Origin of the sequence: Pseudomonas sp. efr-133-TYG-103a, assembly GCF_030209235.1 — a bacterium.
Taxonomy (GTDB): Bacteria; Pseudomonadota; Gammaproteobacteria; order Pseudomonadales; family Pseudomonadaceae; genus Aquipseudomonas.
In genome coordinates this window covers 88,511-112,818 of the sequence record NZ_JARVSK010000001.1, presented here as the reverse complement: position 1 = coordinate 112,818, position 24,308 = coordinate 88,511, and the positions used below count along the sequence as shown (strand labels likewise).

The 24,308-nt window shown below is 60.0% G+C and carries 21 protein-coding genes; all 21 read left to right on the top strand.

Annotated elements, in window-relative coordinates; genetic code table 11:
* Positions 1 to 21 precede the first annotated feature (21 nt).
* The 21 genes from pyrH to ispD all read left to right on the top strand — a co-directional run bounded on the left by pyrH (position 22) and on the right by ispD (position 24,297).
* Positions 22 to 765 (top strand): UMP kinase, encoded by a 744-nt coding sequence (pyrH, locus tag QRN36_RS00580; protein ID WP_011059526.1) that lies wholly within the window; start codon positions 22 to 24, stop codon positions 763 to 765.
* Positions 762 to 1,319, top strand: a complete 558-nt coding sequence (gene frr / locus QRN36_RS00575) for a ribosome recycling factor (RefSeq protein ID WP_093463311.1) — start codon at positions 762 to 764, stop codon at positions 1,317 to 1,319. Before pyrH ends, frr begins: the two co-directional genes overlap by 4 nt.
* A 17-nt stretch (positions 1,320 to 1,336) precedes the next feature.
* A complete protein-coding gene (gene uppS / locus QRN36_RS00570; RefSeq protein ID WP_093463314.1) occupies positions 1,337 to 2,092 on the top strand; it encodes a polyprenyl diphosphate synthase in 756 nt (251 codons plus the stop codon).
* Positions 2,092 to 2,910 (top strand): phosphatidate cytidylyltransferase, encoded by an 819-nt coding sequence (locus QRN36_RS00565; protein ID WP_285422372.1) that lies wholly within the window; start codon positions 2,092 to 2,094, stop codon positions 2,908 to 2,910. The genes uppS and QRN36_RS00565 overlap by 1 nt, the downstream gene beginning before the upstream one ends.
* A complete protein-coding gene (gene ispC / locus QRN36_RS00560; protein ID WP_285422371.1) occupies positions 2,907 to 4,097 on the top strand; it encodes a 1-deoxy-D-xylulose-5-phosphate reductoisomerase in 1,191 nt (396 codons plus the stop codon). The genes QRN36_RS00565 and ispC overlap by 4 nt, the downstream gene beginning before the upstream one ends.
* 93 nt (positions 4,098 to 4,190) lie before the next feature.
* Positions 4,191 to 5,543 carry a sigma E protease regulator RseP gene (gene rseP / locus QRN36_RS00555; protein ID WP_285422370.1) on the top strand — a complete coding sequence of 451 codons (1,353 nt, stop codon included), beginning with the start codon at positions 4,191 to 4,193 and terminating at the stop codon, positions 5,541 to 5,543.
* Between the two features lie 75 nt (positions 5,544 to 5,618).
* Positions 5,619 to 7,991, top strand: a complete 2,373-nt coding sequence (gene bamA / locus QRN36_RS00550) for an outer membrane protein assembly factor BamA (protein WP_285422369.1) — start codon at positions 5,619 to 5,621, stop codon at positions 7,989 to 7,991.
* A gap of 46 nt (positions 7,992 to 8,037) precedes the next feature.
* Positions 8,038 to 8,541 (top strand): OmpH family outer membrane protein, encoded by a 504-nt coding sequence (locus QRN36_RS00545; RefSeq protein WP_093463328.1) that lies wholly within the window; start codon positions 8,038 to 8,040, stop codon positions 8,539 to 8,541.
* Positions 8,542 to 8,545: 4 nt separating this feature from the next.
* Entirely contained in the window at positions 8,546 to 9,601 is a 1,056-nt protein-coding gene (gene lpxD, locus QRN36_RS00540; protein WP_285422368.1) for a UDP-3-O-(3-hydroxymyristoyl)glucosamine N-acyltransferase, read from the top strand.
* Positions 9,602 to 9,708: 107 nt separating this feature from the next.
* Positions 9,709 to 10,149 carry a 3-hydroxyacyl-ACP dehydratase FabZ gene (gene fabZ, locus QRN36_RS00535; RefSeq protein ID WP_093463334.1) on the top strand — a complete coding sequence of 147 codons (441 nt, stop codon included), beginning with the start codon at positions 9,709 to 9,711 and terminating at the stop codon, positions 10,147 to 10,149.
* Positions 10,146 to 10,922 (top strand): acyl-ACP--UDP-N-acetylglucosamine O-acyltransferase, encoded by a 777-nt coding sequence (gene lpxA / locus QRN36_RS00530; protein WP_093463337.1) that lies wholly within the window; start codon positions 10,146 to 10,148, stop codon positions 10,920 to 10,922. Before fabZ ends, lpxA begins: the two co-directional genes overlap by 4 nt.
* A gap of 2 nt (positions 10,923 to 10,924) precedes the next feature.
* Complete coding sequence (gene lpxB, locus QRN36_RS00525) at positions 10,925 to 12,061, top strand: lipid-A-disaccharide synthase (protein ID WP_306470141.1); 1,137 nt, start codon at positions 10,925 to 10,927, stop codon at positions 12,059 to 12,061.
* Between the two features lie 11 nt (positions 12,062 to 12,072).
* The gene (gene rnhB, locus QRN36_RS00520) at positions 12,073 to 12,714 is read left to right on the top strand and encodes a ribonuclease HII (RefSeq protein WP_285422367.1); all 642 of its coding nucleotides are present in this window, start codon (positions 12,073 to 12,075) and stop codon (positions 12,712 to 12,714) included.
* Positions 12,715 to 12,939: 225 nt separating this feature from the next.
* Positions 12,940 to 16,461, top strand: a complete 3,522-nt coding sequence (dnaE, locus tag QRN36_RS00515) for a DNA polymerase III subunit alpha (protein WP_285422366.1) — start codon at positions 12,940 to 12,942, stop codon at positions 16,459 to 16,461.
* A gap of 115 nt (positions 16,462 to 16,576) precedes the next feature.
* Positions 16,577 to 17,524 carry an acetyl-CoA carboxylase carboxyl transferase subunit alpha gene (accA, locus tag QRN36_RS00510; protein WP_093463349.1) on the top strand — a complete coding sequence of 316 codons (948 nt, stop codon included), beginning with the start codon at positions 16,577 to 16,579 and terminating at the stop codon, positions 17,522 to 17,524.
* Positions 17,525 to 17,570: 46 nt separating this feature from the next.
* Positions 17,571 to 18,905 carry a tRNA lysidine(34) synthetase TilS gene (tilS, locus tag QRN36_RS00505; protein WP_285422365.1) on the top strand — a complete coding sequence of 445 codons (1,335 nt, stop codon included), beginning with the start codon at positions 17,571 to 17,573 and terminating at the stop codon, positions 18,903 to 18,905.
* Positions 18,906 to 19,176: 271 nt separating this feature from the next.
* Positions 19,177 to 20,808, top strand: a complete 1,632-nt coding sequence (locus tag QRN36_RS00500) for a CTP synthase (protein ID WP_093463355.1) — start codon at positions 19,177 to 19,179, stop codon at positions 20,806 to 20,808.
* A 15-nt stretch (positions 20,809 to 20,823) separates the two neighbouring features.
* Positions 20,824 to 21,681, top strand: coding sequence for a 3-deoxy-8-phosphooctulonate synthase (gene kdsA, locus QRN36_RS00495; protein WP_093463358.1), 858 nt, complete (start codon positions 20,824 to 20,826; stop codon positions 21,679 to 21,681).
* Between the two features lie 171 nt (positions 21,682 to 21,852).
* Entirely contained in the window at positions 21,853 to 23,139 is a 1,287-nt protein-coding gene (eno, locus tag QRN36_RS00490; RefSeq protein WP_093463361.1) for a phosphopyruvate hydratase, read from the top strand.
* A 158-nt stretch (positions 23,140 to 23,297) separates the two neighbouring features.
* A complete protein-coding gene (gene ftsB / locus QRN36_RS00485) occupies positions 23,298 to 23,576 on the top strand; it encodes a cell division protein FtsB (RefSeq protein ID WP_093464171.1) in 279 nt (92 codons plus the stop codon).
* A gap of 10 nt (positions 23,577 to 23,586) precedes the next feature.
* On the top strand, positions 23,587 to 24,297 hold the full coding sequence (gene ispD / locus QRN36_RS00480) for a 2-C-methyl-D-erythritol 4-phosphate cytidylyltransferase (protein WP_285422364.1): 711 nt from the start codon (positions 23,587 to 23,589) through the stop codon (positions 24,295 to 24,297).
* Positions 24,298 to 24,308: the final 11 nt, after the last annotated feature.

The following is a 24,308-nucleotide window of genomic DNA, read 5'->3' as shown; positions in this document are numbered from 1 at the left end:
ACGCCGCAGGAGAGATTCGCAATGGCTCAGCAGGGCAGTGGTTATCAAGCTCGCTATAAACGCATTCTACTCAAGCTTAGCGGCGAGGCCCTGATGGGGTCGGAAGAGTTCGGTATCGACCCTAAAGTGCTGGATCGCATGGCGCTTGAAGTGGGTCAGCTGGTGGGCATTGGGGTTCAGGTCGGTCTGGTGATCGGCGGTGGCAACCTGTTCCGTGGTGCGGCGTTGAGTGCCGCTGGCATGGACCGTGTCACGGGCGATCACATGGGCATGCTGGCCACTGTGATGAATGCCCTGGCAATGCGTGATGCGCTGGAGCGCGCCAATATCTCGGCCATCGTGATGTCGGCCATCTCCATGGTGGGTGTGACCGATCACTATGATCGTCGCAAAGCCATGCGCCACCTCAATTCCAAAGAAGTGGTCATTTTCGCTGCGGGGACCGGCAACCCGTTCTTCACCACCGATTCGGCTGCCTGCCTGCGCGCAATCGAAATCGACGCCGACGTCGTGTTGAAGGCAACCAAGGTGGATGGTGTGTACACTGCCGATCCATTCAAGGACCCGCATGCCGAGAAGTTCGATCATCTGACCTACGATGAAGTGCTGGATCGCAAGCTGGGTGTAATGGACCTGACGGCCATCTGCCTGTGCCGTGACCACAAGATGCCGCTGCGTGTCTTTAATATGAACAAACCCGGCGCCCTGCTGAACATCGTGCATGGCGGCGCGGAAGGAACTTTGATCGAGGAAGGCGAACAATGATCAACGACATTAAAAAAGCCGCTCAAGAGCGCATGCAGAAATCCATCGAATCGCTGCACCACGCGTTTGGCCAGATTCGTACCGGCAAGGCCCACCCAAGCATCCTGGGCAGCGTGATGGTGCCTTACTACGGCGCTGATACCCCGTTGAGCGGCGTGGCCAGCGTCACCGTCAAAGACTCCCGCACCCTGCAGGTCGTGGCGTTCGAGCGCAATATGCTCGCGGCGGTCGACAAGGCGATTCAAAGCGCAGGTCTGAACCTGAACCCGACCAACCTGGGCGAGATGCTGCTGATCTCCATGCCCGCGCTGACCGAAGAGACCCGCAAGGGCTTCACCAAACAGGCTCGCAGTGCCGCAGAAGATGCGCGCGTAGCCGTTCGCAATATCCGTCGCGATGCGCTGGGCGATCTGAAGAAACTGGTCAAGGACAAAGAGATCAGCGAAGACGAAGAACGTCGTGGTACCGCTGAGATCGACAAGCTGATCAAGGATTTCGAGGCCCAGATCACCAAGGCCACGGAAGATAAAGAGAAGGACCTGATGGCCGTATAAGGGGTCAGGAAGCTTTCATGGATAAGACAAAGCTGGCTGTGCCGTCATCGGTGCCGCGTCATGTCGCGATCATCATGGATGGGAACAATCGCTGGGCCAAGAAGCGTCTGCTGCCAGGTGTGGCAGGCCACAAGGCTGGCGTGGACGCCGTTCGCGCCGTGATCGAGGTGTGCGCCGAGGCCAAGGTCGAGGTGCTGACGCTGTTCGCCTTCTCCAGTGAGAACTGGCAGCGTCCGGCCGAGGAGGTCGGTGCGCTGATGGAGTTGTTCTTCACCGCCTTGCGTCGAGAGACCCGGCGCCTGAACGAGAACGGCATCAGCCTGCGGATCATCGGTGATCGCTCCCGGTTCCACCCGGAGTTGCAGGCTGCTATCCGCGAAGCGGAAGCCAGCACTGCCGCGAACAGCCGCTTTGTCCTGCAGATCGCCGCCAATTATGGCGGTCAGTGGGACATCGCTCAGGCCGCGCAGCGCCTTGCGCGTGAGGTTCAGGCCGGGCATCTGCGCCCTGACGATATCACCCCGGAGCTGCTGCAGACCTGTCTGGCAACGGGCGATCTGCCGTTGCCAGATCTGTGCATTCGTACCGGTGGCGAGCACCGCATCAGCAATTTCCTGCTGTGGCAGCTGGCTTACGCCGAGTTGTATTTCTCCGACCTGTTCTGGCCGGACTTCAAACACGAAGCCATGCGCCATGCGCTGGCCGATTTCGCTTCTCGCCAACGCCGCTTCGGGAAGACCAGCGAGCAGGTTGAAGCAGGAGCCCGTGCTTAATGCTCAAACAACGAATCATCACAGCGTTGATCCTTGCGCCACTCGCCCTGTGCGGCTTCTTTCTGCTCGCCGGTGGCAGCTTCGCGCTGTTCATCGGCGCCGTAGTGGTGCTGGGGGCGTGGGAATGGGCGCGTCTGGCCGGTTTTGAAGCTCAATCTGCCCGCGTGCTGTATTCGGCCGTGGTCGGGGTGCTGCTGTTTCTTCTTTATCTGTTGCCCGGGCTCGCACCATGGATCCTGGTGGCGGCCTTGCTCTGGTGGTTGACCGCGACCTGGCTGGTGCTGACGTACCCCGAGTCCAGCGAACACTGGTCAAGCGCCGCATGCAAACTGGCCATCGGTTTGCTGATTCTGCTGCCGGCCTGGCAAGGACTGGTTCTCATCAAGCTGGCGCCGATGGGCAACTGGCTGATTCTTTCGGTGATGATTCTGGTGTGGGGGGCCGACATTGGCGCCTATTTCTCCGGCAAGGCGTTCGGCAAGCGCAAGCTAGCCCCGAAAGTCAGTCCGGGCAAAAGCTGGGAAGGCCTTTACGGCGGTCTCGCTGCCTGCCTGCTCATCACGGCGGTCGTGGGTATTTTCCGCGGATGGTCCATTCTTGAGATCGTGTTCGCGCTGGTGTGCGCGGCGATCGTCGTGTTGATCTCCGTGGTGGGCGATCTGACCGAAAGCATGTTCAAGCGGAAATCCGGCGTTAAGGACAGCAGCAACCTGCTGCCGGGTCATGGCGGCGTGCTTGACCGCATCGACAGCCTGACCGCCGCGATTCCGGTTTTCGCCCTGCTGCTCTGGGCAGCCAAAGATTGGGGCATGATGTGAGCAAGCCCCAACTGATCACCGTTCTGGGAGCTACCGGGTCGGTAGGCCTGAGTACGCTTGACGTTATCGCGCGTCATCCTTCGCGCTACCAGGTTTTCGCCCTGACCGGCTTCAGCCGTCTGACAGAGCTGCTGGCGTTGTGCATTCGCCACACACCACAGTTCGCCGTGGTCCCGACCACGGTCGCTGCGCGGCAATTGCAGGATGACTTGCGGGCGGCCGGCCTCGACACGCGGGTGCTGGTAGGGGAGGGCGGCCTGTGCGAGGTGTCTGCTCACCCGCAGGTCGACACCGTACTGGCGGCCATCGTCGGGGCGGCCGGTCTGCGCCCGACGCTTGCGGCGGTGGAGGCTGGCAAGAAGGTTTTGCTGGCCAACAAGGAGGCGCTGGTCATGTCCGGCGCGCTGTTCATGCAGGCCGTGCGCCGCAGTGGCACGGTATTGCTGCCTCTGGACAGCGAGCACAACGCGATCTTCCAGTGCCTGCCTGGCAACTACGCCAATGGCCTTGCGCAGGTGGGGGTGCGGCGGATATTGCTGACAGCTTCGGGCGGTCCGTTTCGCGAAACGGCACTGGCCGAGCTGGAAGATGTTTCGCCAGAGCAGGCCTGTGCGCACCCGAACTGGTCCATGGGGCGCAAGATTTCCGTGGATTCTGCGAGCATGATGAACAAGGGCCTCGAGCTGATCGAAGCCTGCTGGTTGTTCGACACCATGCCTGAAAAGATCCAGGTGGTCATCCACCCCCAGAGCGTGATCCACTCGATGGTGGACTATGTGGATGGCTCGGTGCTGGCGCAACTGGGCAACCCCGACATGCGCACGCCGATTGCCCATGCGCTCGCCTGGCCTGAGCGCATCGATTCGGGCGTCGCGCCGCTCGATCTGTTCAGCATTGCCCGGCTGGACTTTCAGGCACCGGACGAATTGCGCTTCCCTTGCCTGCGCCTTGCGCGGCAAGCTGCGGAAACCGGGAACAGCGCTCCGGCGGTCTTGAATGCGGCCAACGAAGTGGCGGTTGCGGCGTTCCTGGACCGACGCATCCGTTACCCGGAGATCGCGAGTATGATCGACGAGGTGTTGAATCTTGAGCCTGTCGTGGCAGTGGATGAGCTGGATACGGTTTTCGAAGTCGATGCCCGGGCTCGATCGCTGGCGGAGCAGTGGCTCGGTCGAAATGGGCGATAAACGGCAAGTGCCGACAGGCGCAGGTCAATGGGTGCGCATGAGCATGCAGCGTGTGCTTGAGCGCACCGTCAAACCGGAACCCGGAGAACAGTGATGAGCGCGCTATATATGATAGTCGGCACCCTGGTTGCCTTGGGTGTGCTGGTGACCTTTCACGAGTTTGGCCATTTCTGGGTGGCCAGGCGTTGTGGCGTCAAGGTGTTGAGATTCTCCGTCGGCTTCGGCACCCCGTTGCTGCGCTGGCACGATCGCAAGGGGACTGAGTTCGTCGTTGCGGCCATCCCGCTGGGCGGTTACGTCAAGATGCTCGATGAGCGTGAAGGCGACGTTCCGCCTGAGCTCGTCGATCAGTCCTTCAATCGCAAATCGGTTTACAAGCGCATCGCGATCGTCATCGCGGGGCCTGTCGCTAACTTTCTGCTGGCCATTGTATTTTTCTGGGTACTCGCGATGCTGGGCAGCCAGCAGGTGCGTCCGGTCATTGGTGGTGTCGAAACTGGCAGTATCGCGCAGAAGGCTGGTCTGACTTCCGGTCAGGAAATTGTTTCAGTAGATGGCCAGGCCACCTCCGGTTGGGCGGCAGTGAACCTGCAGCTGGTGCGCAGACTGGGTGAAAGCGGCAGCATCGCACTGAAGGTGCGTGACCAGGGTTCCGACGTGGAAACCGCACATGCGCTGGTGCTGGATAACTGGCTCAAGGGCGCCGATGAGCCTGATCCGATTCGCTCCCTGGGCATCCGGCCATGGCGTCCAGCGCTGGCACCCGTGCTTGCCGAGCTCGATCCAAAAGGCCCGGCACAGGCAGCAGGCCTGAAAACCGGTGATCGTCTGCTGGCTGCCAATGGTCAGCCTTTCGACGAATGGCAGCAGGTCGTGGACTGGGTTCGTGTCCGCCCCGATACAAGCATTTCTTTGCGCGTGGAGCGCGATGGCGCTCAGATCGATGTGCCCGTCACGCTCGTTGCTCATGGCGAGGGCAAGGCGGCGACGGGTTACCTTGGCGCCGGTGTGAAGGGCGTGGACTGGCCACCCGAGATGCTGCGCGAGGTCAGTTATGGCCCGTTGGCAGCAGTTGCGGAGGGTGCCCGGCGTACTTGGACCATGAGTGTGCTGACCCTCGATTCGCTGAAGAAAATGTTGTTCGGCGAGCTGTCGGTAAAAAACTTGAGCGGACCGATAACCATTGCTAAAGTGGCGGGCGCTTCGGCCCAGTCAGGTGTAGGTGACTTCTTGAATTTCCTTGCTTATCTGAGCATAAGCCTGGGGGTTCTCAATTTGCTGCCCATTCCAGTGTTGGACGGGGGGCACTTGCTGTTTTATCTGATCGAGTGGGCGCGTGGTCGACCACTGTCGGAAAAGGTGCAGGGCTGGGGGGTTCAGATCGGAATAAGTCTGGTGGTTGGAGTCATGTTGCTCGCACTGGTCAACGATCTGGGACGACTGTAAAAGCTACGCCGAATTGTGAATCTGCCGCATTTTGCGGCAGTTTGTTTATTGCCAGTTGGAATAAGAAAGGACTTCATGAAACGTCTGCTGCTAACTGCGGTTCTTGCCGTACTGATGATCGCCGAAGTTCACGCCGAGTCCTTCACTATCTCCGATGTCCGTGTCAACGGCCTGCAGCGGGTTTCCGCGGGCAGCGTGTTTGGTGCGTTGCCGTTGAACGTGGGTGAACAGGCCGATGACGCGCGTCTGGTCGACGCAACGCGTGCGCTGTTCAAAACCGGGTTTTTCCAGGATATCCAGCTGGGCCGCGACGGTAACGTCCTGGTCATTACCGTGGTCGAGCGCCCATCGGTTTCCAGCATCGAGATCGAAGGTAACAAGGCGATCACCACTGAAGACCTGATGAAGGGTCTGAAGCAGTCGGGTCTGGCAGAAGGCGAGATTTTCCAGCGTGCAACCCTGGAAGGCGTTCGTAACGAACTGCAGCGTCAATACGTAGCCCAAGGCCGCTATTCGGCAGAAGTCGCCACTGAAGTCGTCCCTCAACCGCGCAACCGCGTTGGCCTCAAGATCAACATCAATGAAGGCGCCGTTGCGGCGATCCAGCACATCAACGTGGTGGGTAACTCCGTTTTCCCCGAACAGGATCTGGTCGATCTGTTCGAGCTGAAAACCACCAACTGGCTTTCCTTCTTCAAGAACGACGACAAGTACGCCCGCGAAAAGCTGTCCGGCGACCTGGAACGTCTGCGTTCGTACTACCTCGACCGCGGCTATATCAACATGGATATCGCCTCGACTCAGGTCTCCATCACGCCTGACAAGAAAAGCGTGTACATCACCGTCAACATTCATGAAGGCGAGAAGTACAGCGTCAAGTCGGTCAAGCTGAGCGGTGACCTCAAGGTTCCGGAAGACCAGATCCAGTCGCTGCTGCTGGTCAAGCCGGGTCAGGTGTTCTCCCGTAAGGTCATGACCACGACCTCCGAGCTGATCACCCGTCGTCTGGGTAACGAGGGTTATACCTTCGCCAACGTCAACGGCGTTCCGACCCCGAACGATGAAGATCACACCGTCGACATCCTGTTCGCTGTCGATCCGGGCAAGCGCGCCTACGTCAACCGCATCAATTTCCGTGGCAACACCAAGACCGCGGACGAAGTACTGCGTCGCGAGATGCGTCAGATGGAAGGCGGCTGGGCTTCGACCTACCTGATCGACCAGTCCAAAACCCGTCTGGACCGTCTGGGCTTCTTCAAGGAAGTGAACGTCGAAACTCCTGCGGTGCCGGGCACCGATGATCAGGTGGACGTCAACTACGCAGTGGAAGAGCAGGCCTCCGGTTCGATCACCGCCAGCGTCGGTTTCGCACAGAGTGCGGGTCTGATCCTGGGTGGTTCGATCAGCCAGAACAACTTCCTGGGTACCGGTAACAAGGTCAGCATCGGCCTGACCAAAAGTGAATACCAGACCCGCTACAACTTCAGCTACGTCGATCCGTACTTCACGCCGGACGGTGTGAGCCTGGGTTACAGCGCGTTCTACCGCAAGACCGATTACGACGACCTGGACGTCGACGTGGCCAGCTACTCGGTAGACAGCCTGGGTGCCGGTATCAACATGGGCTACCCGATCAGCGAGACGGCGCGCCTGAACTTCGGCCTGTCGGTCCAGAAGGACGAACTGAGCACCGGTAAGTACACCGTCGACGAGATCTTCGACTTCATCGACAAGGAAGGCGACAGCTTCACCAACTTCAAGGCGTCTGTCGGCTGGTCCGAATCGACCTTGAACAAAGGCACCTTGCCGACCCGTGGTCATTCCCAGAGCCTGACGCTGGAAACCACCATTCCGGGCAGCGACCTGTCGTTCTACAAACTTGATTATCGCGGTCAGTTGTTCCACCCGATCTCCACCAATTACACCCTGCGTCTGCACTCGGAGCTGGGTTACGGTGATGGTTACGGTTCGACTTCCGGTCTGCCGTTCTACGAGAACTACTACGCCGGTGGCTTCAACTCGGTTCGTGGCTTCAAGGACAGCACGCTGGGTCCACGCAGTACCCCGAGTAGCGGTAGCCGTGGCACCCTGGCAGACCCGGATCAGGATCCGCTGCCGTTCGGTGGTAACGTCTTGATCACCGGCGGTGCCGAGATTCTCTTCCCGCTTCCGTTCATCAAGGACCAGCGTTCGCTGCGTACCTCGCTGTTCTGGGACGTCGGTAACGTTTTCAACACCAACTGCGGCTCGCAGAAGACCACGCTCGACGGCGAGAAGGTCGAGTGTAACGGCCCTGACCTTTCCGGTCTGGCCAGCTCGGTCGGTGTTGGCGTGACCTGGATCACCGCATTGGGTCCTTTGAGTTTCGCCCTGGCTATGCCGGTCAAGAAGCCGGACGACAGCACCGAAACCCAGGTCTTCCAATTCTCTCTCGGTCAGACCTTCTAAGGGTCTGATCACTGCAAACGACAACGGATTCTGTAGGAGTTACATCGTGCGTAAGTTGACCCAATTGGCATTGCTGGCGACGGTTCTGGTAGCAGGCCCGGCATTTGCTGACATGAAAATCGCAGTCCTGAACTACCAGATGGCGTTGCTCGAGTCCGACGCAGCCAAGAAATACGCGGTAGATGCAGAGAAGAAATTCGGTCCTCAACTGACCAAGCTCAAGGCACTGGAAAGCAGCGCCAAAGGCATTCAGGATCGTCTGGTCGCGGGTGGCGACAAGATGGCCCAGCCTGAGCGTGAGCGTCTGGAACTGGACTTCAAGCAGAAGGCCCGTGACTTCCAGTTCCAGTCCAAGGAACTGAACGAAGCCAAGGCTGTTGCTGACCGTGACATGCTGAAACAACTGAAGCCGAAGCTGGATCAAGCCGTTGAAGAAGTGATCAAGAAAGGCGGTTTCGACCTGGTGTTCGAGCGCGGTGCCGTGATTGATGTCAAGCCTCAGTACGACGTCACTCGCCAGGTCATCGAGCGCATGAACCAGCTGAAGTAAATTCATGACCGCGATCATCACGCTCGGCCAGTTGGCCGAGTTCCTCGGCGCCACGTTGCGTGGCCCGGCGGACAAGCAGATCACTGGACTGGCCACCTTGCAGGAGGCCGGTCCAAGTCAGGTCAGTTTCCTGGCCAATCCCCAATATCGCAAATTCCTGCCCGCCACACAGGCCGCTGCCGTGCTGCTCAAGCCGGCGGATGCCGAGGGGTATGCGGGCGACGCGTTGATGATCGCCGACCCCTATCTGGCTTACGCGCGCATTTCTCACCTGTTCGATCCCAAGCCCAAGGCGGCGGCAGGTATCCACCCCACTGCGGTCGTCGCTGAAGATGCGGTGGTCGACGCGGCCGCCAGCATCGGTCCTTATGCCGTCATCGAAAGCGGCGCCCGGATCGCGGCAGGCGTGACCATCGGCGCTCACTGCTTCATCGGCGCACGTAGCGTGATCGGCGAGGGTGGCTGGCTGGCTCCGCGCGTCACGCTGTATCACGACGTGCGTATCGGGCAGCGGGTGGTGATTCAATCCGGCGCCGTGCTCGGCGGCGAAGGCTTCGGCTTTGCCAACGAAAAAGGCGTCTGGCAGAAGATCGCGCAGATCGGTGGCGTGACCATCGGTGACGACGTGGAGATCGGCGTGAATACCGCCATCGACCGTGGGGCCATGGACGACACGCGTATTGGCAATGGCGTGAAACTGGACAACCAGATTCAGATCGCCCACAACGTGCAGGTCGGCGATCACACGGCCATGGCGGCCTGTGTCGGTATTTCCGGCAGCGCCAAAATCGGCAAGCATTGCATGCTGGCAGGCGGTGTCGGGCTTGTCGGGCACATTGAAATCTGTGACGGCGTTTTCATCACCGGGATGACCATGGTGACCCGTTCGATCACCGAGCCTGGTTCCTACTCTTCGGGGACGGCGATGCAGCCGGCTGCGGAATGGCGCAAGAGTGCAGCACGGATCCGTCAGCTCGACGACATGTCGCGACGACTGCAACAGCTGGAAAAGATTGTCGAGGCAGTGACCTCAGGCGGTAAAGCGTCATCTGATGGCTGATACCTTTTTCTTATCAAGCGTGCACAGTCGATAACTGCCTCCTTGATTTGCTAGAGGGGTGCCGCGTTAGTCGCACTCCCAATCTTTACTACAGGCTTTCTCTCGAAATGATGGACATCAACGAAATCCGCGAATATCTGCCTCACCGTTACCCGTTCCTGCTCGTGGACCGTGTGGTGGAGCTGGATGTTGAGAATAAAAGCATTCGTGCCTACAAGAATGTCAGCATCAACGAGCCATTCTTCAACGGGCATTTCCCCCAGCATCCGATCATGCCGGGTGTGCTGATCATCGAAGCCATGGCGCAGGCGGCGGGTATCCTGGGTTTCAAGATGCTTGACGTGAAGCCGGCCGATGGCACGCTTTACTATTTCGTCGGCTCCGACAAGCTGCGTTTCCGCCAGCCAGTGCTGCCGGGCGACCAACTGATCCTTGAAGCCAAGTTCATCAGCTGCAAGCGTCAGATCTGGAAGTTCGAGTGCCAGGCTTCGGTAGACGGCAAGCCGGTCTGCTCCGCCGAAATCATCTGTGCGGAACGTAAGCTATGAGTTTGATTGACTCTCGCGCAATCATCGATCCGACGGCCGTGCTGGCCGACAATGTGGAGGTCGGCCCGTGGTCGATCGTCGGACCCGGTGTGGAAATTGGCGAGGGTACAGTGATAGGCCCGCACGTAATCCTGCGCGGCCCGACCAAAATCGGCAAGAACAACCACATCTACCAGTTCTCCTCGGTGGGTGAGGACACGCCTGATCTGAAGTACAAAGGTGAGGCGACGCGGCTGGTGATCGGTGATCACAACGTGATCCGTGAAGGCGTGACCATTCACCGTGGCACCATCCAGGATCGCGCCGAAACGACGATTGGCGATCACAACCTGATCATGGCCTACGCTCACATCGGTCACGACAGCGTCATCGGCAACCATTGCATCCTGGTCAACAACACGGCATTGGCCGGGCACGTTCACGTCGATGACTGGGCGATCCTGTCCGGTTTTACGCTGGTGCATCAGTATTGCCACATCGGCGCCCACAGCTTCTCGGGTATGGGCACCGCGATCGGCAAGGACGTTCCGGCGTTCGTCACCGTGTTCGGCAACCCTGCCGAAGCGCGCAGCATGAATTTCGAAGGCATGCGCCGTCGTGGCTTCTCGGACGACGCGATTCACGCGCTGCGCCGCGCTTACAAGACCGTGTACCGTCAAGGGCTGACGGTAGAGCAGGCGATCGTCGAGCTGGCCGAACCTGCGGCGCAGTTCCCCGAAGTCGCGTTGTTCCTTGAGTCCATTCAGACCTCGACCCGCGGCATCACCCGTTAATCATGAGTGCCTTGCGTATAGCGCTGGTCGCCGGAGAAGCCTCTGGCGACATCCTGGGTTCGGGTCTGATGCGCGCAATCAAGGCGCGCCACCCTGATGTGCAGTTCATCGGCGTCGGCGGCCCGCTCATGGAAGCGCAGGGCATGCAGTCCAGCTTTCCCATGGAGCGCCTGTCGGTCATGGGCCTCGTCGAAGTGCTGGGCCGACTCAAGGAGTTGATGGCACGCCGCAAACTGCTGATCCAGAACCTGATCGATGCCAGGCCCGATGTGTTCATCGGCATCGACGCCCCGGATTTCACGCTCAATATCGAACTCAAACTGCGTCAGGCGGGCATCAAGACCGTTCACTATGTCAGCCCGTCGGTCTGGGCGTGGCGGCAGAAACGCGTCTTCAAGATCCGCGAAGGTTGCGATCTGATGCTCACGCTGTTGCCGTTCGAGGCGCGGTTCTACGAAGAAAAAGGCGTTCCGGTGCGCTTCGTCGGGCATCCGCTGGCTGACACCATTCCGCTGCACGCCGATCGTGCCGACGCTCGAGCGCAGCTCGGGCTGGGCGACGGGTCGGTGGTTGCGCTGATGCCTGGCAGTCGTGCAGGCGAAGTCGGCCGCCTGGGCGCGTTGTTTTTCGACACCGCCGAGCGATTACTGGCCTTGCGGCCCGGCATCCGTTTCGTCCTGCCGTGCGCAAGCCCTCAACGCCGGGCGCAGATCGAGCAATTGCTGCAGGGGCGAGATCTTCCGCTGACGCTGCTCGACGGTCAGTCTCATCTGGCGCTGGCGGCGTGCGATGCGGTGCTCATTGCCTCCGGCACCGCCACGCTGGAGGCGCTGCTGTACAAAAGGCCGATGGTGGTTGCCTATCGTCTGGCGCCGCTGACTTACTGGATACTCAAGCGGATGGTGAAAAGTCCGTACGTGTCGTTGCCGAATCTGTTGGCCCGGCGTTTGCTGGTTCCAGAACTGCTGCAGGACGCTGCGACCGCCCAGGCACTGGCGCAGACGCTGCTGCCATTGCTCGACAACGGCGCTGAGCAGACCGCCGGCTTCGACGAAATTCACCGAACCTTGCGTCGTGATGCCTCCAATCAGGCAGCGGAAGCGGTATTGAACCTGATCGGCGCGTCACCTTCACAATGAGTGTGCAATCAATGCAAATGGGTCTGGACTTCAACCTGGTCGAGGATCTGGTGGCCGGTGTCGACGAAGTCGGTCGCGGTCCACTGTGTGGCGCGGTTGTCACGGCTGCTGTCATCCTGGACCCGAAACGCCCCATTCTGGGCCTCAACGACTCGAAAAAACTCACCGAAGCCAAGCGCGAAAAATTATTCGACGAGATCTGCGAAAAGGCGTTGTGCTGGCACATTGCACGGGCAGAAGTGGAAGAAATTGACGAGCTCAATATCCTGCACGCCACCATGCTGGCCATGAAGCGTGCCGTCGAAGGGTTGCTCATCGTTCCTAAACTGGCACTGATCGACGGCAATCGCTGTCCGCAGCTTTCGGTTCCCAGCGCGCCGGTCATTCAGGGCGATGCCCAGGTCCCGGCCATCGCCGCAGCGTCGATCCTGGCGAAGGTGAGCCGCGACCGCGAGATGGCGAAGATGGAGCTGCTGTATCCCGGTTACGGGATTGGCGGGCACAAGGGCTATCCGACCCCGGTCCACCTGGAAGCCCTGGCGCGGCTTGGGCCTACGCCGATTCACCGGCGATCCTTTGCCCCGGTACGTGCGGCTTACGAGGCACGGGACATGATGATCGCCACGGGTTTTACCTCGCTGCCGCTGAGTTGATGCCGGCACCGACGTTTCGCAGCAGCGGCTCAATCTGTGGGCCGTCCCGACCAGAGGCATTTCAGCGACAGGGACAGTCTCACCGCCGGCCAATGGCGGATGAAGGTTTCTCACGTCCACTGCAACACACTTCGTACTGCTGACAGGGTCGGTTGGCTTATCGAATGTTTTTCCTGAGGCCGGTACAATCCGGCCTTCGTTTTCTGCGCGCTATTAGGATCACCCATGCCGGCTTCTTTCGTTCATCTACGCCTGCACACCGAATACTCTCTGGTTGACGGTCTGGTCCGGGTCAAGCCGCTGGTCAAGGCGCTGACCGGCATGAACATGCCTGCGGTAGCGGTGACCGACCAGAACAACCTGTGTTCGCTGGTCAAATTCTACAAAGCGACCATGGGCGCGGGAATCAAGCCGATCTGCGGCGCTGACATCTGGCTCGCGGGTCGTGATCGCGAGGCGCCGCTCAGCCGCCTCAGCCTGCTGGTGATGAACCCGAAAGGCTACCTGAACCTGACCGAGCTGATCTCGCGCGGGTTCATGGATGGTCAGCGTAATGGCCTGGTGGTGATCGAGCGCGAGTGGGTCGCCGAAGCCAGCGAAGGGTTGATTGCCTTGTCGGCGGCCAAAGAAGGCGAAATCGGCATGGCCTTGCTGGGCGGTAATCCGGCTGAGGCCGACCACCTGCTCAAAGAGTGGATGACGGTTTTCCCGGACCGATTCTATGTCGAGGTCCAGCGCACCAATCGCATCAACGATGAAGAGCACCTGCACGCTGCCGTCGCCCTGGCCGATCGGCACGGCGCGCCACTGGTGGCGACCAACGATGTGCGCTTCATCAAGCAGGAAGATTTCGAAGCCCACGAGACACGCGTCTGCATCGGCGAAGGCCGGGCGCTGGACGACCCGCGTCGTTCGCACAATTACAGCGATCAGCAATACCTCAAAAGTGCCGAGGAGATGGCCGAGCTGTTCAGCGATCTGCCGGACGCGCTGGCCAACACGGTCGAGATCGCCAAGCGCTGCAACATCGAGGTCAAGCTGGGCAAGCACTTCCTGCCCAACTTCCCGATCCCCGATGGCCTCACCATCGACGAGTATTTCCGCAAAGTGTCGTTCGAAGGCCTCGAGGAGCGCCTCGCGGTGCTGTGGCCCAAGGAAACGACACCCGACTATGAAGCCAAGCGACAGGTCTATGTCGACCGTCTGAATTTCGAGCTGGATATCATCATCCAGATGGGATTCCCCGGTTACTTCCTGATCGTTATGGACTTCATCCAGTGGGCCAAGAACAACGGCGTGCCGGTGGGGCCGGGCCGTGGGTCGGGTGCTGGTTCGCTGGTTGCCTACGTGCAGAAGATCACCGACCTGGACCCGCTGCAATATGACCTGCTGTTCGAACGGTTCCTGAACCCCGAGCGGGTATCGATGCCCGACTTCGACGTCGACTTCTGCATGGACGGCCGCGACCGCGTGATCGAATACGTGGCCGACAAATACGGCCGCAATGCGGTGAGCCAGATCATTACCTTCGGTTCGATGGCGGCCAAGGCGGTGGTGCGTGACGTGGCGCGGGCGCAGGGCAAGTCATTCGGTCTGGCGGATCGCCTGTCGAAAATGATCCCGTTCGAAGTCGGCATGACCCTGGAAAAGGCCTACGAACAGGAAGAAATCCTGCGTGACTTCCTCAAGACCGACGAGGAAGGCGCTGAAATCTGGGAGATGGCGCGCAAGCTCGAAGGCGTCGTGCGTAACGTCGGCAAGCACGCCGGTGGCGTGGTTATCGCGCCGACCAAACTCACCGACTTCGCGGCCATTTACTGCGACGAAGAGGGCAGCGGTCTGGTGACCCAGTTCGACAAGGATGACGTCGAAGCTGCCGGGTTGGTGAAGTTCGACTTCCTCGGCCTGCGCACCCTGACGATCATCGACTGGGCGATGAAAACCATCAACCGCGACCGCGCCAAGGTGGGCGAGGAGCCGCTGGACATCGCGTTCATCCCGCTGGACGACGCGCCGACCTACGACCTGTTGCAGAAAGCCGAAACCACGGCGGTGTTCCAGCTCGAATCCCGCGGCATGAAGGAGCTGATCAAAAAGCTCAAGCCCGACTGCCTCGAAGACCTCATCGCACTGGTGGCGCTGTTCCGTCCGGGCCCCTTGCAATCGGGCATGGTGGATGACTTCATCAACCGCAAACACGGCCGCGCCGAGCTGTCGTACCCGCACGTCGACTACCAGTACGAGGGGCTGAAGCCGGTATTGGCGCCGACCTACGGCATCATCCTGTATCAGGAACAGGTGATGCAGATCGCTCAGGTCATGGCCGGCTATACGCTGGGCGGTGCGGACATGCTGCGTCGCGCCATGGGCAAGAAGAAGCCCGAGGAGATGGCCAAGCAACGCGGCGGCTTCATTGAAGGTTGCAAGACCAACAATATCGACCCTGACCTTGCCGGTAACATTTTCGACCTGGTTGAAAAATTCGCCGGTTACGGCTTCAACAAGTCCCACTCCGCGGCATATGGACTGGTTTCGTACCAGACCGCGTGGCTGAAGAAGCACTATCCGGCGCCGTTCATGGCCGCCGTGTTGTCGGCGGACATGCACAACACCGACAAGGTCGTGACCTTGATCGAAGAAGTGCGGACCATGAAGCTGCGCCTGGACGCGCCGGACGTGAACAACTCGGAATTCAAGTTCACCGTGAACGACGAAGGCCGCATCGTCTATGGCCTCGGCGCCATCAAGGGCGTGGGCGAGGGGCCGGTCGAGGCGATCACCGAAGCGCGTCAGGCGGGCCCGTTCAAGGATCTGTTCGACTTCTGTGCGCGCATCGACCTCAAGCGCGTCAACAAACGCACGTTGGGCGGCCTGATCAGCAGCGGCGCGCTGGACCGTCTGGGCCCGTTCTTCTTTGAGGAGCCCAAACAGTATCAAGCCAACATCGACCGCAACCGCGGCGTCCTGCTGGCGGCTCTGGAAGAAGCGATCCAGGCCGCCGAGCAGACCGCGCGCAGTCACGACAGTGGTCATGCCGACCTGTTTGGCGGTTTGTTCGTCGAAGCGGACGCCGATGTTTATGCGAACCATCGCAATGCCAAGGAGGTCACTCTCAAGGAGCGTCTTCGCGGCGAAAAGGAAACGCTGGGCCTGTACCTCACGGGGCATCCGATCGACGAATACGAAGGTGAGATCAGACGGTTCGCCCGTCAGCGTATCGTCGATCTGAAACCGGCGCGGGACACTCAGACCGTCGCGGGGCTGATCATCGCGCTGCGCGTGATGAAGAACAAAAAGGGCGACAAGATGGGTTTCATCACCCTCGATGACCGCTCCGGACGCATCGAAGCCTCGCTGTTCGCCGATGCGTTTCATTCGGCCCAGTCGCTGTTGCAGACCGACGCGATGGTGGTGGTGGAGGGGGAAGTCAGCTCCGATGATTTCTCCGGCGGCCTGCGTTTGCGTGCCAAACGGGTGATGAGCCTGGAAGAGGCGCGTACGGGGCTGGCCGAAAGTTTGCGTCTGACCGTGCATAGCGAAGCGCTCAAGGGCGATCGTCTACGCTGGCTGGGCGACCTGTGCAGGAAGCACCGGGGAGCGTGTCCGATCACGCTCGATTACACCGGGCAGGAGGCCAAGGCGTTGTTGCAGTTTGGCGAAGCGTGGCGGATCGATCCCGCAGACAGCCTGATTCAGGCCCTGCGTGACCAGTTCGGACGAGAGAACGTCTTCCTGCAGTATCGCTGAACGCTGATCAGCTCAGAATTTTTTAAACTCGACCGAAAGGCGCCTGCTCCTTTAAGGTATGGCGCTTACGGATCAACCGGCCGGCCTCTTGGCCGTCGACCCAAGACGGATGCCTATGAACCCGAATTTTCTGGATTTCGAACAGCCGATTGCTGACCTGCAAGCCAAGATTGAAGAGCTGCGTCTGGTAGGCAATGACAACTCGCTGAACATCGGCGACGAAATCTCTCGACTGCAAGAGAAGAGCAATACGCTCACCGAAAGCATTTTCGGCAACCTGACCAGTTGGCAGATCGCGCGCATGGCGCGTCATCCGCGTCGTCCGTACACACTGGATTACATCGAACACATCTTCACCGAGTTTGACGAGTTGCATGGCGATCGCCACTTCTCCGACGACGCGGCAATCGTCGGCGGTATTGCCCGCCTCGACGATCAGCCTGTGATGGTGATCGGTCACCAGAAAGGCCGCGAAGTGCGCGAGAAGGTTCGCCGCAACTTCGGCATGCCGCGTCCGGAGGGCTACCGCAAGGCCTGCCGTCTGATGGAAATGGCCGAGCGCTTCAAGATGCCGATCCTGACCTTCATCGACACGCCGGGCGCCTACCCGGGCATCGACGCCGAAGAGCGCAACCAGAGCGAAGCGATTGCCTGGAACCTGCGCGTCATGGCCCGCCTGAAGACTCCGATCATTGCCACCGTCATCGGTGAAGGTGGTTCGGGCGGCGCGCTGGCGATTGGTGTCTGCGACCAGTTGAACATGCTGCAATATTCCACTTACGCGGTGATCTCGCCGGAAGGCTGCGCCTCGATCCTGTGGAAAACGGCCGAGAAGGCACCGGATGCCGCTGAAGCGATGGGCATTACCGCCGAGCGCCTGAAAGGGTTGGGTATCGTTGACAAGGTGATCAACGAGCCATTGGGTGGCGCACATCGTGATCCGGCCGCCGCCGCTGCATCGATTCGTGAAGAGTTGAGCAGTCAGTTGGCAATGCTCAAAAAGTTCGGTAACGATGAGCTGCTGGCTCGCCGCTACGAGCGCCTGATGAGTTACGGCGTATAACCGGAGTCTTTTTCTGAGGTCCGGCCAGCTTGAAAGGTTGACCCGCATGACCAAGCCGGACATCAAGAAAGACTTATCCAAGCGTCTGCTGTCGCGCCTGTCCCCCTGGCGCGACGCAGCGGCTTGGCGCATCGCCTTCTCCGGTGGTCTGGATTCCACCGTCCTGCTGCATCTGCTGTCGGATCTTTCGAAGCAACAGCGCCTTCCCCCTTTGATTGCCATTCACGTTCATCACGGCCTGCAGGCTGTCGCCAAGTCCTGGCCGGGACATTGTCGTCAGGTCTGTCAGATTCTGGGCATACCGTTGCAGGTCATCGATGTCACCGTGAAGCCCGGCGCGAGCCTCGAGCAAGCCGCGCGCAATGCCCGTTATGACGCTTTCAATGACGTGCTTGAGCGTGGCGAAGTGCTGCTGACCGCGCAGCACCGCGATGATCAGGCTGAAACGCTGCTGTTCCGATTATTGCGAGGCGCTGGAGTGCGTGGTCTGGCGGCGATGCCTGAGGCACGAATTGTCGGCGAGGGCCGGCTGTTTCGTCCGTTGATCGAGGAGTCCAGAGCAACGCTGGAAGCGTATGCCCGGGAGCAGGGTCTGAGCTGGATCGAGGACCCGAGCAATCATGACAGTCGCTTTTCACGCAATTACCTGCGCAATCACGTGATGCCCATGCTGACGGCGCGTTGGCCGCAGGCTGTGGCCAGCATGACCCGCAGCGCTGCACATCTGGCCGAGGCGCAGGCGTTGCTGGTTGAGCTGGCGCAGCAGGATCTGGCTCAGGCCGAAACGCCGTGTCCGTGGCCGTGGCTGGATCTGCCCTCGCTGGAACTGGCGCCGCTGGAGATGTTATCCGACGCCAGGCAGCGCAATGCCTTACGCCACTGGCTGACACCGCTGACCCGTTTACCGGATACCGATCACTGGGCAGGCTGGGATTCGTTGCGTGATGCAGGGCCCGACGGCCGGCCGATCTGGCGCCTCGCCGACGGTCAGGTGCATCGCGCCGAGGGACGGATCTGGTGGTTGTCCGGGATCTGGCTCAAGGATGTTGCCGGCTCGCAGCACTGGTCGCTGTCTTCGCAGCCGCTGACACTGCCGGGCAACGGCATGTTGCAGATCGTCGGCTCGGCCCCTGTTGGCGGCTTGCACGTGCACTATCGGCAAGGCGGAGAGACCTTCGATGTGCCGGACCGCGGGCGCCGGGATCTCAAGCGGCTGCTCAACGAAAAAGGCGTGCCGGTTTTTTTGCGCGGCCGATTGCCGCTGCTGTATCGCGGTGAGCAATTATTGGCCGTGGCCAACTTGCCCGGACTGGACGCCGGGCCCCGTGGCGACTGGCGATTGCACTGGCAGCCACCGACGAATGACCAAAGTTTGAGCTGAAAGGGCGTTTCCGGTAGACTACGCTCCCTTCTTGATACAGCTTATGTCGATCCTTTCGGAACGATGCAAGTTGCCGATTACCAGCCAGTCTTTACTGGGCGATTCTCAAAATGTGGCGAGCAATGGACAGACCTTCCTGTGGTCAGTCGCTTTTTCTGGCGCAACAGATTCTGAACAGCACTGTGAGACACGCAGGTCATCGGGGGCTTCGGCCTTCCTTCGCTTTCCCCGGCGGCTCTGACCGCTTTAACGCAGACTTCTAGGGTTTTTCATGACGCGCTACATCTTCGTCACGGGCGGTGTTGTTTCTTCATTGGGGAAAGGCATTGCCTCGGCTTCATTGGCGGCCATCCTGGAGGCGAGGGGACTTAAGGTCACCATGCTCAAGCTGGACCCCTACATCAACGTCGATCCGGGCACCATGAGCCCGTTCCAGCACGGTGAAGTGTTCGTCACCCACGACGGCGCCGAGACCGACCTGGACCTGGGTCACTACGAGCGTTTCATCCGCACCACCATGACCCAGAACAACAACTTCACCACTGGCCGTGTGTACGAACACGTCCTGCGCAAAGAGCGCCGTGGTGATTATCTGGGCGCGACCATTCAGGTGATTCCGCACATCACCGATGAGATCAAGCGTCGCATCATCAAGGGCGCCGGCGATGCCGACGTGGCCCTGGTGGAAATCGGTGGCACCGTGGGTGACATCGAATCACAACCATTCCTGGAAGCCATCCGCCAGTTGCGCTTCGAAGTCGGTGCCAAGCGCGCGATGCTGATGCACCTGACGCTGGTGCCCTACATCGCCACTGCCGGCGAAACCAAGACCAAGCCTACCCAGCACTCGGTCAAGGAATTGCGCTCCATCGGCCTGCAGCCTGATGTGCTGATCTGCCGTTCCGACCATGCCATCGACGTCTCGTCGCGCCGCAAGATCGCTCAGTTCACCAACGTCGAAGAGCGTGCGGTCATCGCGCTGGAAGATGCCGACACCATCTACAAGATCCCGGGCATCCTGCATTCGCAAGGCCTGGACGATTTCGTCGTAGAGCGTTTCGGTCTGCAATGCGCCGGCGCCGACCTGTCCGAGTGGGACAAGGTTGTCGATGCCAAGCTTAATCCGGAGCACGAAGTCACCATCGCCATGGTCGGCAAGTACATGGAGCTGCTGGACGCTTACAAATCGCTGATCGAAGCGATGAGCCATGCCGGCATCACCAATCGCACCAAGGTCAACCTGCGCTACATCGATTCCGAAGACATCGAAAATCAGGGCACTGGCCTGCTCGAAGGCGTGGATGCCATCCTGGTGCCGGGCGGCTTTGGTCTGCGCGGCGTCGAAGGCAAGATCACTGCGGTGCAGTTCGCTCGCGAAAACAAGGTTCCGTACCTGGGCATCTGCCTGGGCATGCAGGTGGCCGTCATCGAGTTCGCACGTAACGTGCTGGGCTGGAAAGACGCCAACTCCACCGAGTTCGACCGCACCAGCGGGCACCCTGTCGTGGGTCTGATCACCGAGTGGGAAGACGCGACCGGCGCAGTCGAAACCCGTACCGAAGCCTCCGATCTGGGCGGCACCATGCGCCTGGGCGCGCAGGAATGCCAGCTTGAGCCGGGCTCCCTGGTACACGATTGCTACGCCAACGACGTCATCGTCGAGCGTCACCGTCACCGCTACGAGGTGAACAACAAGCTGCTGCCGCAACTGATCGAAGCCGGCCTGAAAGTTTCCGGTCGCTCCGGCGACGGCGCGCTGGTCGAAGTGGTCGAGTCTGCCGATCATCCGTGGTTCGTGGCCTGTCAGTTTCACCCTGAATTCACCTCCACGCCTCGCGATGGCCACCCGCTGTTCAGTGGTTTCGTCAAGGCCGCGCTCGCTCAACATCAGAAGAACGCCTGATAGGGAATTCATTTCATGGCACAGAAAATCATCCGAGTCGGTTCCGCTGACAAGGGCATTGACATCGCCAACGATAAGCCAATGGTCTTGTTCGGCGGCATGAACGTCCTGGAATCCCGTGACATGGCCATGCAGGTCTGTGAGGAATACGTGCGGGTGACCGAGAAGCTCGGGATCCCTTACGTTTTCAAGGCCAGCTTCGACAAAGCCAACCGTTCTTCGGTGACGTCCTATCGCGGCCCGGGCCTGGAAGCAGGCATGCGCATTTTCGAAGAGATCAAAAGCACGTTCGGCGTGCCGGTGATCACCGACGTGCACGAGCCGGATCAGGCGGCTGCCGTTGCCGAGGTCTGCGACATCATTCAGCTGCCGGCTTTCCTGTCCCGCCAGACCGATCTGGTCGTGGCGATGGCCAAGACCGGCGCCGTGATCAACATCAAGAAAGCCCAGTTCCTCGCGCCTCAGGAGATGAAACACATCCTGAACAAGTGTGAAGAAGCGGGTAATGACCAGTTGATCCTGTGCGAGCGTGGTTCGAGCTTTGGCTACAACAACCTCGTGGTCGATATGCTCGGCTTCGGCATCATGAAAGCCTTCGAATACCCGGTGTTCTTCGACGTGACGCACGCGTTGCAGATGCCGGGCGGCCGTTCCGATTCCGCTGGCGGTCGCCGCGCCCAAGTCACCGATCTGGCCAAGGCCGGCATCAGTCAGGGCCTGGCGGGGCTGTTCCTCGAGGCCCATCCGGATCCGGATAACGCCAAATGCGATGGTCCATGCGCGCTACGTCTGAACAAGCTCGAGCCATTCCTGACTCAGCTCAAGGCGCTGGACGATCTGGTCAAGGCCTTCCCGACGATCGAAACGGCTTAAAAACCCGCTTCACCGGCGCCGAGCCCTCCGGTAGAGTGCCGTTCGTTATTTTCCCGACCAATGGGTCGGGAAATTTGTCGTTTTGGGGCCTGCCCGTTGTCCTAGAGCCCTGAGACGCCGAATCGTTTTCCCTGCTGCGTCGTTTTCGTCAATCTTGGAGTGTTAACAACAATGGCAAAAATCGTCGACATCAAAGGTCGTGAAGTTCTCGACTCCCGTGGCAATCCCACCGTGGAAGCAGATGTGCTCCTCGACAACGGCATCATCGGCAGTGCATGCGCGCCGTCCGGTGCTTCCACCGGCTCGCGTGAAGCACTTGAGCTGCGTGATGGCGACAAGAGCCGTTACATGGGCAAAGGCGTTCTCAAGGCTGTGGCCAATATCAACGGCCCGATCCGCGACCTGCTGCTGGGCAAGGACCCGGTTGACCAGAAGGCACTGGACCACGCGATGATCCAGCTCGACGGCACCGAAAACAAAGCCAGCCTGGGCGCCAACGCCATCCTCGCTGTCTCCCTGGCCGCTGCCAAAGCTGCCGCTCAGGATCAGGATCTGCCGCTGTACGCGCACATTGCCAACCTCAACGGCACGCCAGGTGTCTACTCGATGCCGGTCCCGATGATGAACATCATCAACGGTGGCGAGCATGCCGATAACAACATCGACATCCAGGAATTCATGGTTCAGCCAGTGGGCGCCAAGACCTTCGCCGAAGGCCTGCGCTGGGGCACCGAGATTTTCCACCACCTCAAAGCCGTGCTCAAGGCACGCGGTCTGAACACCGCCGTGGGTGACGAAGGTGGTTTCGCGCCCAACCTGAACTCCAACGCCGACGCACTGGACGCCATCGCTGAGGCCGTGAAGAACGCCGGCTACACGCTGGGCACCGACGTGACCCTGGCGCTGGACTGCGCTGCCAGCGAGTTCTACAAGAACGGCAAGTACACCCTGAGCGAAGAAGGCGAATACGATTCCGCCGGTTTTGCCGACTATCTGGCCGATCTGGTCAGCAAACACCCGATCATCTCGATCGAAGACGGCCTGGACGAATCCGACTGGGACGGCTGGAAGATTCTCACCGACAAGATCGGCGACAAGATCCAGCTGGTGGGCGACGACCTTTTCGTGACCAACACCAAGATCCTGAAAGAAGGCATCGAGAAGAAAATCGGTAACTCGATCCTGATCAAGTTCAACCAGATCGGCACCCTGACCGAAACCCTTGAAGCCATCCAGATGGCCAAGGCTGCCGGTTACACCGCTGTGATCTCGCACCGCTCCGGCGAAACCGAAGATTCCACCATCGCCGATCTGGCAGTGGGCACCTCGGCAGGCCAGATCAAGACCGGTTCGCTGAGCCGCTCCGATCGTATCGCCAAGTACAACCAACTGCTGCGTATCGAAGAGCAGTTGGGCGCAAAAGCTGTGTACCGTGGCCGCAGCGAGTTTCGCGGTTAAGTGCAAGATGGTAAAAAGGCAGCAGGCGCTGTAGGACATTTCGCGTAAATCGCGACGTGTCCTGATGTCCTGATCCACGAGCCCGGTGACCGCCGGGCTCTTGGGCATTTGAATTGGTCGATTTTGCTGTCTTCTTCACCGGGTATCAGATATTCACAATGCGCAGTCCTAACTGGTTGTTCCTCGTTCTGCTTTTGCTGCTCGCTGGTCTGCAATATCGCCTGTGGGTGGGTAATGGCAGCCTTGCGCAGGTGGCCAGTCTGACCCAGCAAATCGCCGATCAACATGCCGAAAACGAAGCTTTGCTGGAGCGCAACCGGGTCATGGACGCGGAAGTGCTGGAGCTGAAAAAAGGCCTGGAGACCGTTGAAGAACGTGCCCGCCACGAGCTGGGCATGGTCAAGGACGGCGAGACCCTTTATCAGTTGGCACAGTGATGTTGGCGTAATGACTCAATCCCTTCCTGCCTTCTGGGCAGTGATTCCCGCAGCGGGCGTTGGCGCACGCATGGCGGCAGACCGTCCCAAGCAGTATCTGCAACTGGGCGGCCTCACGATTCTTGAACACAGCCTGCTTTGCTTTCTCGATCATCCCCGGCTCAAGGGCCTGGTGATCAGTCTGGCTGTGGATGATCCTTATTGGCCTACCTTGCCTTGCGCGCTGGATTCCCGGATACAGCAAGTCGCTGGCGGCAAGGAGCGTGCGGATTCGGTGCTCAACGCGCTGCTTCATCTGCACGCCAGTGGCGCCGATGACAATGACTGGGTCTTGGTGCACGATGCTGCGCGACCGAATCTGGCGCGCTCGGACCTCGACTATCTACTGGCGGAGCTGGCGGACGATCCGGTCGGCGGGTTGCTCGCCGTTCCCGCCAAAGACACCCTCAAGCGCGCCGACGCCAGTGGTCGCGTGGCGGAAACGGTGGATCGCAGCTTAATATGGCAGGCCTACACGCCGCAGATGTTCAGACTTGGCGCGCTGCATCGCGCGCTGGCCGACGGCCTTGTCTCGAATGTGTCGATCACCGACGAAGCTTCGGCGATCGAGTGGGCAGGGCACTCGCCGCGCCTTATCGAAGGCCGTGCGGACAACATCAAAGTCACCCGGCCGGAAGACCTGGAATGGCTGCGTCAGCGGCGGGGTGATTTTTCCCGCTGATCAGCTGCCGG

Excerpts from the sequence above, each read along its gene's own strand:
- pyrH (WP_011059526.1), top strand. The coding sequence starts at position 22 with ATGGCTCAGCAGGGCAGTGGTTATCAAGCTCGCTATAAACGCATTCTA.
- frr (WP_093463311.1), top strand. The coding sequence starts at position 762 with ATGATCAACGACATTAAAAAAGCCGCTCAAGAGCGCATGCAGAAATCC.
- uppS (WP_093463314.1), top strand. The coding sequence starts at position 1,337 with ATGGATAAGACAAAGCTGGCTGTGCCGTCATCGGTGCCGCGTCATGTC.
- QRN36_RS00565 (WP_285422372.1), top strand. The coding sequence starts at position 2,092 with ATGCTCAAACAACGAATCATCACAGCGTTGATCCTTGCGCCACTCGCC.
- rseP (WP_285422370.1), top strand. The coding sequence starts at position 4,191 with ATGAGCGCGCTATATATGATAGTCGGCACCCTGGTTGCCTTGGGTGTG.
- bamA (WP_285422369.1), top strand. The coding sequence starts at position 5,619 with ATGAAACGTCTGCTGCTAACTGCGGTTCTTGCCGTACTGATGATCGCC.
- lpxD (WP_285422368.1), top strand. The coding sequence starts at position 8,546 with ATGACCGCGATCATCACGCTCGGCCAGTTGGCCGAGTTCCTCGGCGCC.
- fabZ (WP_093463334.1), top strand. The coding sequence starts at position 9,709 with ATGATGGACATCAACGAAATCCGCGAATATCTGCCTCACCGTTACCCG.
- lpxA (WP_093463337.1), top strand. The coding sequence starts at position 10,146 with ATGAGTTTGATTGACTCTCGCGCAATCATCGATCCGACGGCCGTGCTG.
- lpxB (WP_306470141.1), top strand. The coding sequence starts at position 10,925 with ATGAGTGCCTTGCGTATAGCGCTGGTCGCCGGAGAAGCCTCTGGCGAC.
- rnhB (WP_285422367.1), top strand. The coding sequence starts at position 12,073 with ATGCAAATGGGTCTGGACTTCAACCTGGTCGAGGATCTGGTGGCCGGT.
- dnaE (WP_285422366.1), top strand. The coding sequence starts at position 12,940 with ATGCCGGCTTCTTTCGTTCATCTACGCCTGCACACCGAATACTCTCTG.
- accA (WP_093463349.1), top strand. The coding sequence starts at position 16,577 with ATGAACCCGAATTTTCTGGATTTCGAACAGCCGATTGCTGACCTGCAA.
- tilS (WP_285422365.1), top strand. The coding sequence starts at position 17,571 with ATGACCAAGCCGGACATCAAGAAAGACTTATCCAAGCGTCTGCTGTCG.
- QRN36_RS00500 (WP_093463355.1), top strand. The coding sequence starts at position 19,177 with ATGACGCGCTACATCTTCGTCACGGGCGGTGTTGTTTCTTCATTGGGG.
- kdsA (WP_093463358.1), top strand. The coding sequence starts at position 20,824 with ATGGCACAGAAAATCATCCGAGTCGGTTCCGCTGACAAGGGCATTGAC.
- eno (WP_093463361.1), top strand. The coding sequence starts at position 21,853 with ATGGCAAAAATCGTCGACATCAAAGGTCGTGAAGTTCTCGACTCCCGT.
- ftsB (WP_093464171.1), top strand. The coding sequence starts at position 23,298 with ATGCGCAGTCCTAACTGGTTGTTCCTCGTTCTGCTTTTGCTGCTCGCT.
- ispD (WP_285422364.1), top strand. The coding sequence starts at position 23,587 with ATGACTCAATCCCTTCCTGCCTTCTGGGCAGTGATTCCCGCAGCGGGC.